Origin of the sequence: Spirosoma sp. KNUC1025, assembly GCF_045160025.1 — a bacterium.
GTDB lineage: Bacteria > Bacteroidota > Bacteroidia > Cytophagales > Spirosomataceae > Spirosoma.
The window spans coordinates 6257646-6271603 of the sequence record NZ_CP087139.1 but is presented as its reverse complement, the minus strand read 5'-3'; the positions used below and the strand labels follow the sequence as shown (position 1 = coordinate 6271603).

14 protein-coding genes and 1 pseudogene are annotated in these 13958 nt (G+C 49.7%); 6 read left to right on the top strand and 9 right to left on the bottom strand.

Going from position 1 to position 13958, the window contains the following annotated elements:
* Positions 1-75 precede the first annotated feature (75 nt).
* A complete protein-coding gene (locus LN737_RS27480) occupies positions 76-2439 on the bottom strand; it encodes a penicillin acylase family protein (protein ID WP_405513925.1) in 2364 nt (787 codons plus the stop codon).
* A gap of 49 nt (positions 2440-2488) precedes the next feature.
* Positions 2489-2938 carry a type I restriction enzyme HsdR N-terminal domain-containing protein gene (locus LN737_RS27475; RefSeq protein ID WP_405513924.1) on the bottom strand — a complete coding sequence of 150 codons (450 nt, stop codon included), beginning with the start codon at positions 2936-2938 and terminating at the stop codon, positions 2489-2491.
* Between the two features lie 96 nt (positions 2939-3034).
* On the opposite strand from LN737_RS27475, the gene LN737_RS27470 reads away from it, so the two are divergent.
* The 3 genes from LN737_RS27470 to LN737_RS27460 all read left to right on the top strand — a co-directional run bounded on the left by LN737_RS27470 (position 3035) and on the right by LN737_RS27460 (position 4821).
* Positions 3035-3805: an AMP nucleosidase gene (locus LN737_RS27470; RefSeq protein ID WP_405513922.1), complete on the top strand. Its 771-nt coding sequence runs from the start codon at positions 3035-3037 to the stop codon at positions 3803-3805.
* Between the two features lie 29 nt (positions 3806-3834).
* On the top strand, positions 3835-4140 hold the full coding sequence (locus LN737_RS27465; protein ID WP_405513920.1) for a hypothetical protein: 306 nt from the start codon (positions 3835-3837) through the stop codon (positions 4138-4140).
* 258 nt (positions 4141-4398) lie between these two features.
* On the top strand, positions 4399-4821 hold the full coding sequence (locus LN737_RS27460) for an Hsp20/alpha crystallin family protein (protein ID WP_405513918.1): 423 nt from the start codon (positions 4399-4401) through the stop codon (positions 4819-4821).
* Between the two features lie 170 nt (positions 4822-4991).
* Here LN737_RS27460 and LN737_RS27455 read toward each other — a convergent pair whose 3' ends face one another.
* On the bottom strand, positions 4992-5654 hold the full coding sequence (locus LN737_RS27455) for a phosphoribosylanthranilate isomerase (RefSeq protein WP_405513916.1): 663 nt from the start codon (positions 5652-5654) through the stop codon (positions 4992-4994).
* A gap of 57 nt (positions 5655-5711) precedes the next feature.
* Here LN737_RS27455 and LN737_RS27450 point away from each other — a divergent pair, with 57 nt between their 5' ends.
* Positions 5712-6962 (top strand): MFS transporter, encoded by a 1251-nt coding sequence (locus LN737_RS27450; protein ID WP_405513914.1) that lies wholly within the window; start codon positions 5712-5714, stop codon positions 6960-6962.
* A 98-nt stretch (positions 6963-7060) separates the two neighbouring features.
* On the opposite strand, the gene LN737_RS27445 is transcribed toward LN737_RS27450, so the two are convergent.
* Positions 7061-7270, bottom strand: a complete 210-nt coding sequence (locus tag LN737_RS27445; protein ID WP_405513912.1) for a hypothetical protein — start codon at positions 7268-7270, stop codon at positions 7061-7063.
* A 197-nt stretch (positions 7271-7467) separates the two neighbouring features.
* On the opposite strand from LN737_RS27445, the gene LN737_RS27440 reads away from it, so the two are divergent.
* Positions 7468-8334, top strand: coding sequence for an SMP-30/gluconolactonase/LRE family protein (locus LN737_RS27440; RefSeq protein WP_405513910.1), 867 nt, complete (start codon positions 7468-7470; stop codon positions 8332-8334).
* Between the two features lie 90 nt (positions 8335-8424).
* Here LN737_RS27440 and argH read toward each other — a convergent pair whose 3' ends face one another.
* The 5 genes and pseudogenes from argH to LN737_RS27415 form a co-directional block, all read right to left on the bottom strand.
* Complete coding sequence (gene argH / locus LN737_RS27435) at positions 8425-9762, bottom strand: argininosuccinate lyase (RefSeq protein ID WP_405513908.1); 1338 nt, start codon at positions 9760-9762, stop codon at positions 8425-8427.
* A 171-nt stretch (positions 9763-9933) separates the two neighbouring features.
* Positions 9934-10281, bottom strand: a complete 348-nt coding sequence (locus LN737_RS27430) for a DUF6970 domain-containing protein (RefSeq protein WP_405513906.1) — start codon at positions 10279-10281, stop codon at positions 9934-9936.
* A gap of 26 nt (positions 10282-10307) precedes the next feature.
* Positions 10308-11606 (bottom strand): MFS transporter, encoded by a 1299-nt coding sequence (locus LN737_RS27425; RefSeq protein ID WP_405513904.1) that lies wholly within the window; start codon positions 11604-11606, stop codon positions 10308-10310.
* A 77-nt stretch (positions 11607-11683) separates the two neighbouring features.
* Positions 11684-12297: pseudogene (locus LN737_RS27420) on the bottom strand (hypothetical protein).
* Positions 12298-12398: 101 nt separating this feature from the next.
* Positions 12399-12842: a DMT family transporter gene (locus LN737_RS27415; RefSeq protein ID WP_405513902.1), complete on the bottom strand. Its 444-nt coding sequence runs from the start codon at positions 12840-12842 to the stop codon at positions 12399-12401.
* A gap of 110 nt (positions 12843-12952) precedes the next feature.
* On the opposite strand from LN737_RS27415, the gene LN737_RS27410 reads away from it, so the two are divergent.
* Positions 12953-13945, top strand: coding sequence for a GRP family sugar transporter (locus LN737_RS27410; RefSeq protein WP_405513900.1), 993 nt, complete (start codon positions 12953-12955; stop codon positions 13943-13945).
* Positions 13946-13958 lie beyond the last annotated feature (13 nt).

Here is a 13958-nt window from a genome sequence, read left to right as displayed (position 1 = left end):
TGAGCTTTTTCTTAACAAATGAGTCAACGGCCACCTGAAGCAGATACGTATCAAATTCGTAAATGGGGTTGATAGTCAGGGTTGTAGCGTTGTGGTTGTTTCGGCTACGTTCCTGATCTTTTCTTTGGAAAAATACACCGGGAAGTAGTTGTTTTCGGCCCATATGGGAAACAGATCACCGTAATGTGGGCTATCCGGATTACCCGACTGGCCGGGTGTATTGATGCCAAGCGTTTTGTCCCAGTTTTCGGTATCCACCAGAATGCGGAAGGAAGCACCGTGCGTCTGATTGAGGTCGTTGCTGGTGGCATTAACGGTCTCAGCATAGCCACCTCGCAACACGGGACCAAGGTTGATTTTCTGTTGCATTGTCTTGTCAACCAGATCACTAAGGGGGTGGGTTAAGGTGATGTGCTTATTTTTTCGCTGCCCATATGCCCAGTCGTCGGTATCACTGCCGAGCCGCTCAGTCAGCTCCGCTACGGCCCGGTCGAGGCAGGTGAGCAGCAGGCTGTCACGTTCGGGGGTTGGGGTAAGCAAGGCGTCGATAACCCGCTTGGACGGCAAGGTTTTCAGATAGGGTTGCGCTACCTGTGGTACTTTCTGTTCATAAACGGCCTGTTTGAGTTGCCCTTCCCAGGCTACGTAAATAGCAGCCGCAACGGATTCTGGTTTAAGCTGATAGTCCCACTTACGCAGCAAACTTAATGCCTGTTCGGTACGGTCATTGGGTGATGCCAGGTATTGCAGCAGCGGAACTAATGTCCGGGCAGGAATCGACAGGTAATCGGCCTGCAAAGCCATGAAATCGACCAGGTTTTTACGTTTCCCATCATTGAGAACTTCTTCAATACGGTGCGCCCGGCTAGGCGAGGCCCATTCCCAACCAATTGCGTTCCGATACGGAAAATCAGCGGGCGTCAGGTTATTGTTTGCCGTGACAACGTACCCTTCCGGCGGGTTTAATTTGTTGGGTAATTGCTGAATCGGCAGGTAGCCCGACCACTCAAAACGTCCATCGCCGGGTACGGGAACGAGACCAGTGAAATTTTTACGAATGGGAGCCAGCCCGACCACCTGCCACCCAATGGTTCCGTTACGTTCGGCCCAGATCATGTTTTCGCCGGGAATTCGACTGAACAGACAGGCTTGCCGGAATTCGGCCCAGTTTCGGGCCTGATTCATGCGCAGACTAGCCAGGTAAGGTGCGCAGCCCGTTTCGAGCCATCCCGCCCGAACGGCATACGCTTTGTGATGGTTGAGATCTTCAAAGACGACGGGTCCGTGTCGTGTATATTTCAACGTTGCCGAAACCGTTTGCCCGTTCTTCATCGGAATCCGTTCCGTCAGCGTTTTCATCGTAACCCATTGCCCTTTGTACCGGTACTGATTCGGATTGGCGGGATTGGTCTCGTACACATACAAATCCTCGTTGTCTGTCTCAAAAATTGTCAACCCCCACGTACCGTAGTCATTGTGACCAATCGAAATGCCGGGAAGAGTTGGCTCACCGGCTCCGATAACGTTCCAGCCGGGTGCATTCAAATGCACCCAATACCGTAGCGAAGGCGTTGATTGTGCCCGGTGGGGGTCGTTGGCCAGCATCGGGTATCCACTAGCCGACCGTTTGCCCGAAATAATCCAGTTGTTTGAGCCGACGTACTGTTTTTCGGTGGCGAACCACTTGTCTATCGCATCTCTAGAGTGACATGCCTCATTTTCGTCAATCTTCGATTCGCGACCCTGGAATTTTAACGGTAGCCTGAAAGCTTCGTACAGCTCCAGAATTGGCTGAAACAGTTCATCGCCATTTACATGCAACGTAAGGTCTGGCTCTGCTGACTGCACAGACGGGTGAAACCATTGCAGTTCGCGCAGTTTGTCGGGACCAATCAGTTTTACCAGTCGGCCAAAATTAAGCTCATCGCGAACGTTCTCCAGCAAGCCCTGGTGGCGGCTTATGACCACTTCGGGTGTCCAGAGGCCCGGTCTGGTTTTAAGCACCCCAAACTCAAAAGGTAACTTTTCGGGCGTTTTCAGAATTTGATTAATGTAGGTGTTGATGCCTTCGACAAAGGCGCGTATAATCTGCGGACCGTGCGGATGGTAGTGTTTTAACTCCTGATCGATGTTGCCGCGAAAGCGAAACAGACGCGTACCAATATCACGTTTGGTTTCCTGCTGTCCCAGCAGTTCCGCTACGGTGCCGGTGGCTTGCCTGCGCCAGATTTCCATCTGAAAAAGTCTGTCCTGGGCGGCCGAATACCCCTGAGCGAAGAATAAATCATGCTCATTTTTGGCATAGATGTGATTGACGCCCCAACGGTCGCGGATGATTTCGACACGTTGTTGTAGACCCGGCAACTTTAACGTTTGGGCCGACTGGCCCTGGCAACAGGTCGTCAGACAAAAGAGCAGCAGAATGAAAAGATAACGCATTATAAGTTGAGTAAGAATAAGTAGCCGCCTGAAGCGAGCAAAGCACTGGTTATTCGAATGCCGGAAAGTCGTCCATAAACCGGATCTCGGCTGTTTCATGATTGACACAGCAGCAATAGTGCATCATGCCATTGGAGATCACAATGTAAGGGGCCCGGTGAACATGGTTGTACCGACTAATCTGATCAAAAACGCTTTGCGAAAGCGGAATATGCGGAGCTTTACATTCAACGATCAAAAATGGTTGCCCCTGCCGGTCAAACACAACCACATCGGTACGTTTTTGGATTTGGTTCAGGATCAGCCCACCCTCCGCGCGGATTAATGCTTTCGGGTAGGCGTAATGGGTCAGCAGCAGATTGACGATGTGTTGCCGCACCCACTCCTCGGGCGACAATCGGACGTACTTCCGGCGCAATAAATCAAAAATATACGCTTTACCGTCTACTTGCTTAGTTTTGCAATCAAAAGGGGGAGGTTCAACGTAACCATAACTCAAAGATAAAAGAGTGAAAGAGCGAAAGAATGAATGAGCGAAAAAAACTCGTATCAACTTTCGCTCATTCATTCTTTCGCTCTTTCACTCTTTAAACTAATGAAAACAAAAGAAGAAATCGTTAAGAATTGGTTGCCTCGCTATACAGGCACGCCCATCGAGGAGTTTGGTGAATACATTTTGCTAACCAATTTTATTAATTACGTTGAGCTGTTCGCTCAAAAATTCAACGTTGAGATTTTCGGCATCGGTCGGGCCATGCAGACGGCTACAGCCAATAACATTACCATCATCAATTTTGGTATGGGTAGTGCTATGGCGGCTACGGTTATGGATTTGCTTTCGGCGGTTGAACCCAAAGCGGTGTTGTTTCTGGGCAAATGCGGAGGATTGAAAAAAACCCAGATTGGCGATCTTATTCTGCCCATTGCCGCTATCCGGGGCGAAGGTACCAGCAACGATTACATGCGTCCCGAAATCCCAGCGCTGCCTTCATTCCGGTTGCAGCGGGCTGTATCATCGACAATCAAAAAATACGAACTGGATTACTGGACGGGTACGGTTTATACAACGAACCGCCGTATCTGGGAGCACGACGAACCCTTCAAAGATTACCTGCGCGAACTCCGTACCATGGCCATCGACATGGAGACGGCTACCATCTTTACGGTTGGCTTTGTCAATTCCATTCCGCACGGGGCTCTGCTGTTAGTGTCCGATAATCCGCTGGTACCTGAGGGGGTTAAAACCGAGGAAAGTGATAAGCGCGTAACCAGTCAGTTCGTCAATCAGCATCTTGAAATCGGTATCGACGCCCTGCTCGAACTCGAGTCGTCCGGCGACTCAGTAAAGCACTTACGATTTGAATAAAAAGAATAACCCACTATATTTAATAATCTATGACACCAGAAAAACGTCTTAACCAACTAGAACCAATAGTTGCCGAAACCGCCCAGAAAGTTGATCGCCTGATAGAGACTAACGGCCAGATACTTGATGTAGCCGTACGTGGAAATGCTAATGCTGAGTTAGCTGCCAAAGGGACGGCTAATCTGACAGTTAGCCTTAATGAGTTTAAGCAGGAAGTTCGGGATGGGTTGAAACAGATTGATCAAAAAATTGATACTGAAATCGGCGGTCTTCGCCAGGAAATGAATCAACGATTTGACCAACTTATAGCCCTTGTTCAAGATCGTCTAAAATAAGTAATTACGTCCTATTTAGGTTCGGTCGTAAGCCAATCTGTTATAATAACTAACAGATTATTATGCCAACAGATTAGTTGATAGAGAAAACAAATACCAAGATTTACCGACAAAATGTCTTAGACTTTGGTGCGATATTAAAATATAATGACATTTTGTCATTGATTTCCGCTAAAGTTGCTTTGGTACAAGCTTTGTAATAGAGAGGTTGTGTTTGACAGTATACAACCCAACATAAACGAAAACAACGCTAAGATCATGGCAACTTTAGTTCGATATAACAACTTCCCTACTTTCTTTAATCCTTTCTACAGCCGTCCGGTTATCAACCGTTATCACAACAGTACCCCAAACGTACCGGCTGTTAACGTAAAAGAAACGGAAACCGCTTTCCAACTCGAATTGGCCGCTCCCGGCCTGAAAAAAGAGGATTTGAAAGTGAACGTAGAAAATAACAAGCTGACGATTGCGTATAATGCTGAAGTGAAATCGGAAGAAACGACGGAAAAATTCACCCGTCATGAGTTTGGTTTCACCTCATTCGAACGCAGCTTCCGTCTGCCCAAAACGGTAAACGCCGAAGCAATTAAGGCTGCTTATACCGATGGTATCCTGACCGTCGAGCTGCCTAAAGTCGAAGTAAAAGAAGAAAAAGCTGTTAAAGAAATTTCCGTTGCGTAAGTAATGCAGGGAACAAAGAGCACAGAACAGGACTGATTGTAACACCTGATATGTAGCTTAACCAGCAAAAGCCCAGACCGATTGGCCTGGGCTTTTTTTTGTGGCATTGAGTTGTGAGCCTGTTGCAGGGATTTCAATTGTACTTCAGGCACCGCGCTTCCAACTTTACACTATATCAAGGCTCCCATAAACGCTTCGAGTTTACGTTCGTCAAGATGGCCATTGCTGCGAACGCCACTACAGATATCGAGGCCAAACGGCTGTACGGTGTCGACAGCCTGCCGAACATTATCAGGATTCAGACCGCCCGCCAGAAACACCGGTACGGGCGATTGCTCTACGATCCGGCGGCTTACTTGCCAGTTATGTACCCGGCCAGTGCCCCCTAATTCTTTCACCGTTAGCGTCGGGTTGCCTGAATCGAGCAGGAGCGCATCGGCCCCATCCTGAACCGCTTTCAGAGCCTCCTCAATATTCCGCTCGTCAATCACGTGAATGACCTGAACCAGTTTTACGGCGGGCAGCGCAATACGTAGCGCTGCGTGGGTTTCGGGCGGAACAGCGTCGACAATCTGAATGGTATTGGCACCGACGCGACGTTGATGCGCAACGATGTCGGACGTAGTAAGTTCGCTCGTGAGCATGAACGTAGCAACAGGTGGAGGTGTCATCCGTACGATTTGGGCCGCGATCTCGTCAACCACTACGCCGGGACCACTGGGCATCCGGCCGACCAGCCCAAGCGCATCGGCCCCAAGCCGAACGGCTAGCTGCGCTTCGGTAATGCTGCTAATGCAGCAAATTTTAACGCGTGTCCTGAACTGAGATTCCATTATTTGGGGTTGATTAACTAAACAAAGCAGCAAATCTACGATTGGCTGGTTAATCGAATGGTTCAGCAATACTCCAACGACTCCTACGCATCGCTTCGCATTCCAGAATTTCGCTATTTCGTCATGAATAGCTTCCTGATCACCGTTACGTTGCTGATTCAGGAGGTGATTCTGGGGTACGAACTGTACAAAATTACGCACGATCCGTTGATGTTAGGACTGGTTGGACTGGCCGAAGCGATCCCGTTCATTGCGCTGTCGCTGTTTGGCGGCCACCTGGCCGACCGGCGCGACAAAAAAAGCATCCTGTTGTGGAGTCTGCTGGTGATTATCTTAAGTTCGGTTATTCTGTATCTGGTTTTTCAGCCATCCGTTGCGGCTGGCTTATCGCAAACCGCGCGATTAGCTACCATCTACGGTGTATTGATGCTGATCGGTACGGCCAAAGGGTTTTATTCGCCAGCCAGTTCGTCGCTGAAACCGTTTTTAGTGCCCCGCGAACTGTACGCCAATTCTGCTACGTGGTATAGTTCATTCTGGCAGGCAGGCGCTATTGTAGGGCCGGGCGTAGCGGGCTTTCTGTACAACTGGGTGGGTTTCGATAACTCGCTGATCGTTGTGATCGGGTTGCTGTTGGTCTGTTTTGTGCTGATTACGCTCATCGAACGTAAGCCTGTTCCGGTAAGTAACGAACCCGCCCAGGGCCTTCGCGAGAGTCTGAAAGAAGGATTTCGGTTTGTTTACAAAACACAGATCGTTCTGTATGCCATCTCACTCGATCTGTTTTCGGTACTGTTTGGGGGCGTAGTGGCCATTCTGCCGGTTTTTGCCGAAGATATTCTGCATGTGGGTGCTGAAGGGCTGGGCTTTCTGCGGGCGGCACCGTCTATTGGTGCGCTGCTGACGATGGGCTACATGACCAAACATCCACCCACGCACAACGCCTGGCGAAATATGCTCCTGGCCGTAACGGGTTTTGGTATAGCTACCATCATTTTTTCGCTGTCTACCAACTTTTACCTCTCCCTTATTATGCTGGGGCTGACCGGGGCCTTCGATAGTGTGAGCGTTATTATTCGCCAGACGATTCTGCAAATTTTCCCGCCCGATCATATGCGTGGGCGTGTAGCTGCTGTGAACGGCATTTTTGTGAGTTCGTCGAATGAAATTGGCGCGTTTGAGTCTGGCCTGCTGGCCCGGCTTTTAGGGACCGTACCCTCCGTGGCGCTCGGTGGTGTTGTTACGTTGCTGGTCGTGGGATACGTCTATACGCGATCTAAAGCCTTGTTTGCCGTACACTTAAGCTAAAAAACAACGTACCGGATTCCGGTCCCGAACAAAGCGACATACGCTATTGGTGCGGACCGAAACCCGGTGATAAATAATGCAATACGGTCGAGAAGGAGCTAGGCGCACGCAACCGGCTCGCTGAGGTCGCTTACGAATTCATCGACGTCGATCTGCTCATCGAGCAGCACCCGTACGTTAAAAACTTCCCAGAACAGTTCGTCTGAAAGTTGATAATCTCGCTGCAGCCGGATCATATCGCGGATGCTCTCTTTGAGTTGGCCAGTAGGAGATTGTACTTGATAAGCACGAAGCTGAACGTTTTCCATACCCTTAGTTTTTTAGCGTGCGAAATTTTAGAACACACGCATCTGTAGATTGTTTCCTGATTGGACGGGGGCGAAAAACAGGTAGTTAGAATAATCATATTAGGCCTTCCGTTCACAGCCTCGAATGCGGATTTCAGCCCGGCATGATACAACGAATTTTTTTCATATATTTTTTACCGTTTACTATCTAGCAAATTATGAAGCAATTCGCTTTGGTTGTGAGTAGTTTATTGACAGGCATCAGCCTGATTGCGCTGACTCCTCCACCCGTTCGGCCAAAACCATTGAAACTGGTAAAAGCCTGGGAAACGGATGAGACGTTACGTACCCCCGAATCGGTGCTCTACGACGGAAACAACACTCTGTACGTAGCGAACATCGACGGTAAATCTGACTCACTCGACGGCAGTGGCTTTATTTCAAAGGTGTCGCTGGATGGTAAAATTGAAAACCTGCGCTGGACCTCGGGCTTGAATGCACCGAAGGGAATGGGTCTCTACAAAGATAAATTGTACGTAACGGATGTTTATCGCCTGGTGTGTATCAACACGGCAAATGGTCAGGCCGAAAAAACCTGGGATGCCATCGGAAAGGAATCATTCCTGAACGACGTAACGGTGGCCAAAGATGGCACTGTTTACGTGTCTGACAGCAAATTCGATAAGATATACCGGTTGAAAGACGACAAGTGGGAAGTGCTGGCCGAAGGGGAGCAACTCAACAAACCGAACGGGTTACTAGCGGTTGGGAAAAATAAATTGATGATCGGCAGTACGAAAATTGGCGCTTTGCGGGCAATGTATCTGACCACGAAAACGATAACGACTCTGGCCGATGGTATGGCCGCCACGGATGGCATTGTGTCGGAAGGGAAAAACAATTTTTTCGTTTCGGACTGGAACGGGCAGGTCTTCCACGTAAAGGCTGACGGAACGAAAGAACAGTTGCTGGATACCCGTGGCGACAAAATCAACTCGGCTGATATTGACTACGTTGAGAAAGAGAAACTTCTGATAATCCCTACTTTCTTCAAGAATAAACTGGTGGCGTATCGGGTGGAATAGGATTAGAAATGGAGGAAGGGGAGGAGGGGAAAGAGAAAACACGCACATCTATTTCCATCCTCCCGCTACTCCCTTTCCTCCCTATACCCCTTAATAACCCAGCAACTTACTAATTGCTTCCTGCGCTTTATTGGCGCCAAAACCGCGTATGGCTTCGCTCATCGTTTGAATAATCAGATCGTTACCGAGGTTGCCAATACTTCCTTCGTGCGTGTGATGCAATTCGCGGGGCGGTACGTAGGTGTGCTCGGCAATCTCTTTGCCGACGGTTCGATACGCTTCCCGGAAGGGAACACCCTGCAGCACCAGCTCATTTACGCGCTCAACACTGAACAGCAGATCGTATTTAGAATCATCGAGCAGGTTCGGTTTCACCTGAACGTGTTCGAGCATAAAGTCCGTGATGTCGAGGCAGTCCAGAATTTCGTCAAACGCAGGCATCAGAATCTCTTTCAGCAACTGCATGTCGCGGTGGTAGCCTGAGGGAAGATTGCTCATCACCAGCGTTATTTCCATGGGCAGCGCTTTTAACCGGTTGGTTTTCGCTCGCAACAACTCCGCTACGTCAGGATTTTTTTTGTGCGGCATGATGCTGCTGCCCGTAGTTAATGCATCGGGTAAAATCAGAAAGCCGAAATTCTGGCTATTGTACAGGCAGATGTCCATAGCCATTCGCGAGAGCGTAGCGGCAACGGCTGCCAGGGCCGTAAGGGCTGTTTGTTCGGTTTTTCCCCGGCTCATCTGGGCATATACTACGTTGACATGCATGCCTTCGAAACCGAGCAATTCCGTGGTGAGCGTCCGGTTGAGCGGAAACGACGACCCATAGCCGGCACCCGAACCCAGCGGATTCCGGTTGGCAAGCCGGTAGGCCGTTTGCAGCGTGAGCATGTCGTCGGCAAGGGCTTCGGCATAGGCGCCGAACCACAGACCAAACGACGATGGCATGGCAATTTGCAAATGGGTGTAGCCCGGCAACAGATCGCCTTTGTGCTGTTCGGAACGGTCAATCAGGCGATTGAAAACGCGGTGCACAGCTTCCGCTACGTGCCAGAGCCGGTCGCGGGTAAAGAGTTTGAGATCCACCAGTACCTGATCATTGCGCGACCTGCCCGAATGGATTTTCTTTCCGACGTCGCCCAGTACGCGGGTGAGCATCAGCTCTACCTGCGAATGGACATCCTCAATCCCTTCTTCAATCTCGAACTGCCCCTTTTGAATTTGCTGATAAATGAGTTTCAATTCATCATTCATCATTTTTAATTCATCCGTAGAAATCAGACCGATCGTTTCGAGCATCTGCGCATGAGCGAGGTTGCCCAGTACGTCGAACGGAGCGAGGTACAGGTCCATTTCGCGGTCGCGCCCTACGGTGAAGCGTTCAATTTGTTCGGCGGTATTTACGCCTTCTTTTTGCCAGAGTTTCAAGATACTAATGAGCGAAAGGGTGAATGAGCGAATGAGCGAAAGGGTGGAGGAGCAAACGACTAAACTTAATCCACGTCAGCCAATCGCTCTTTCGCTCATTCACCCTTTCACTCATTGATATTCGCAAAGGTCGTAAAGAAAGTTGGGGACAGGAAAATTAGATAAAATAGATTACTGGGGCTTTACCCATATTTCCGTTTGTTCAGTAGCTTCTTTCGAAAAATCAGGACATTTGCCATCGCCCCCGCCCGAAAATCCACCGTTGGGTGCGCATAGGATTTGACAGTTATTGTCGAACAAGAAGTTGTAAAAGTCGCAACAGTCTGATATGCCAAGATATACGTAACGCTTTTGGTATTTATAGCGGTAAATGGCTATCAGACGATCTCCTGACCTCCACGAGCCATTCTGACTGATGATGCTTTGAATGCAGGCTGGTAAATCTTTAGGCGTCAACTCTTCATGGTGGCAGGACGCACTAAACAAAAGTACCAGCAGAGCAGCAAGAATTGATTTCATAGCAGTCGGGTTTGATACATTGACCCTTAAGTCGACCCTACCGTTGGAGGCACTTTATAAACAGATGAGTTTTGGGCAGTTTTTAAGCCCAGTTGCCAAAATCCACCGGCCGAGAGCAGACTAACACCCGCAATAATCAGCCAATGCACAGTAAAGCCGAATTGTGCCACCATCAGTGAGCCCAGAGCGGGAGCCATCGTTTGAGCCAGCGCACCGCTCATGGCGTAAAGTGCCAGATACTGACCGCGCGTTGCCAGACTTGATCGCTCAACCGTTAGCGATTGAAGGAAGGGCATAACCAGCATTTCGCTGAGCGTAGCCAGCAAAATATACGCCAGAGCAATGCCTAATCCGGAAAGGTGTATGCCCAATGGAGCCGTCCCGCCGGGTACTGTTAGCACCACAAACGAAGCAGCCGTAAACAGCACACCCCGCGTAATGAGGCTCAGCTTTGCCCGTTTTTGCTGCTCAACTGCGTAGACCAGCGCCATTTCGATACTAACTACCAGCAACCCATTTAGCGCCATCAATAAACCAATGGTTCCTTCGGTTATGTGGAGTATCTCCTTGAAAAACAAAGGCACAATCGTAAAAAACTGCATGAACGCAATGAGAAACAACGTATTGCACACCACAAAACCCAGGAAGGTACGGTCGTGATAGGGCGATTTTGCTACGTCGGTGGTGTTGGCCAGTCGGGTATCTGATCGTTTGCCGGCGGCATCGGTATGTAGGGTAGCGGGTACGGGCAGATACAGCCATAGAACAATTCCCGCTACGATGCAGGTCAGGCCATCCGTCCAGAAAAGAAGACTGTAGTCAATCCCGGCTAGCCAGCCACCTACACCACCGCCAACCGCCCAGCCCAGGTTGATGGCCAGCCGGTTGAACGAGAAGGCACGGGTACGTGTTTCTGGCTCCGAATAGTAGGCAATCGACGCCTGATTAGCCGGACGGAACGCATCACCAAACAGCGTAAAAAAGAATACGCTGCCGCAGAGCAGATAAAAATTAGTGATGAATTGTAAACCCAGCAAGGATGCCCCGCCAAACAGAAGGCTAAGCAACTGGACGTAGTAAAAACCAAACCGATCTGTTAGTCGACCGCCAAAGAACGTACCGACAAAAGCGCCTGCTCCGTAAATCGCCATGACGGCGCCAGTCTGCGTAACGGAATAATGCAGATGCTCGGTCAGGTACAGCGTCATGAATGGCAAGACCATTGTGCCGCATCGGTTGATGAGCATAACACCAGCCAGTAACCATACCGACGGCGAAAGACCCTGATAGGCCCGCTGATACAGATGAAACGTACGCTGAAGCATGGCTACAAGGTACAACGAATAGGCTCCAGCCGCTAATGGTGATTGAGCAAATGGCAGAATAGATAATCGACGGAGGGTTATTCAGTGCGGGCTCGTCGGGCATCAGCGTCTTCGCCGGGCGCAACAAAAATCTTTTTGTCGGTAATCAGGGGCCGGTATTCTTCCAGAAAAGCCTTGAACAGCCGAATCTCTTCCAACTGCTTTTCAATCGGGTGCGTTAATGGATAGCTCTCCACATATACATCGCTAAAATCGGTAATGACGTATTCCATCAGTTTAATTCCTTTGCGCTTGAGTGCGTGGAGATACAGATTCTGATGGTTATGAACGTAGCGTCCAGGCTGGTATGAGGAGGTAGTTTTTAAATCCACAGCCTTGAATTTGCCAATTAAATCGACGTAGCCGTAAAACAGTACGTCTTCAATTTCCCACTGGCAATACACCTGCGTATCGACAATCGGACGAGGCAACAGCTTACGTACCTTCTGAACAATTGTCGGGTTGAAGCGGGCTTCGTCCGTACCTTTCACAATGGCCTCTTCGAACGAAATACCGCGTTCCTGAGCAGCCGTAGTGGGTGTGGGAACGCGATTGATCGAGTCGATCAACTCCTGCACGGATAGATTGCCTCCGTTCAGATAGCGTGCGAATACGTTCAGGAGAGAGGGTAAAAGCGATAACTGATTGCCATGATGTGTAATGAATAATGTATAATGAATAATGTATAATGAACAATAGTTAGGCAGGCTTGTTCTTGGTAGCCATTGTACATTACGTATTATTCAGTACGCATTAATTTTTCACTACCAGCAGTACGCCCGCAATAATCAGGAATACGCCCAGCAATCGCCAGGTATTGGCCGGATGATGAGCAAAGCCTAACAGACCGTAGTGATCCAGAACGAGAGCCGCGACTAACTGGCCCGCTACACTCAGACTCACCAGGTTCGCCGTTCCGATTTTTGTTACGCTGACAATCACCGTGATCATGTAAACAGCGCCCATAAGGCCCCCCATCCATTTCCACCAGCTCACCTGCCGGATGGTCTCTGCGGGTGGTGTTGACCCGCCCGAAGCCAGAAAAAGCAGTACCAGTATAACAAAGCCCGACCCGAACGAGATGGCTGCCGCCAGAATCGGACTGGCCATTGCCTGACGCAGATTGGCATTCACCCCGGCCTGTACCGTAATGGCCAGACCAACTATAAAAGCAAGTAACAAATAGAAGTAATTCATGAGGCAAAGGTAGGAAACAACCCATTGTCGGTTTTGTCTTTTAACTGGCTTTCTGCTAATCCATTCCATCACGAAAGCTCGGTGTTCTTAACCTTCATAAACGCAAACGTATGTTCATCATCAATCAGTATCCGGTGGCTGTTGTCGTCTGTTTTCTCACCATGCTCTGTTGGGGGTCATGGGCCAACACGCAGAAATTAACGACACAGTCCGTACCAACAACCATTTACTATCGCGACTATACCTATGGGATTCTATTACTGAGTCTGGTACTGGCCTTTACGCTGGGCAGTGTTGGAACGCAGGGGCGGCCTTTTCTGACGGATCTGCGGCAGGCCGATACCCAGAATGTGTTCTATGCCCTGGTAGGCGGCTTTATTTTTAATATTGCTAATATTCTGATTGTCGTCGGTATCGAACTGGCAGGCCTGTCCGTTGCCATGCCCGTTGGTATTGGGTTGGCGCTGATTCTTGGCGTGGTGGTCAATTATATTCTATCGCCGGTAGGAGCCGCCGGTTTGCTGGCCGGTGGCGTTTTTTCAATCTTTCTGGCCGTCGTTTTCAGTGCCCTGGCCTACCGCTCCAAAGCCAGTACTGATCAGTCAGTCAGTACAAAAGGTCTGGTGATTTCGCTGGTTGGGGGATTCCTGATGAGTTTTTTCTTCTATTTCGTTGCTAAAGCGATGGCGACGGACTTTGCCAATCCTGACGCTGGGTTGCTGACGCCTTATACGGCATTGGTGCTGTTCGGCCTGGGCGTAGTGGTGAGCACACCGCTGTTTCTGCCCATTCTGCGACGTTTTACGGGTAAGCCTGCCGACGATGAAATTACGTACAGCGATGTCAGCAGTCGCAGTCATCGGATTGGCATGCTCGGCGGGATGATCTGGTGTCTGGGTATGGCGTCGAGTTTGCTGGCATCGGGGGCTGCCGGGTATGCGATCAGCTATGGGCTGGGCCAGGGAGCCACCATCATTGCCGTACTCTGGGGCGTATTTATCTGGCATGAGTTTCGCAGCGCACCTGCCATTTCCAACCGATACCTGATGCTTATGGGCGTCTGTTACGTAATGGGGTTGGTTTTGATTATCTCGGCAAAATGAGACCATAATTCGT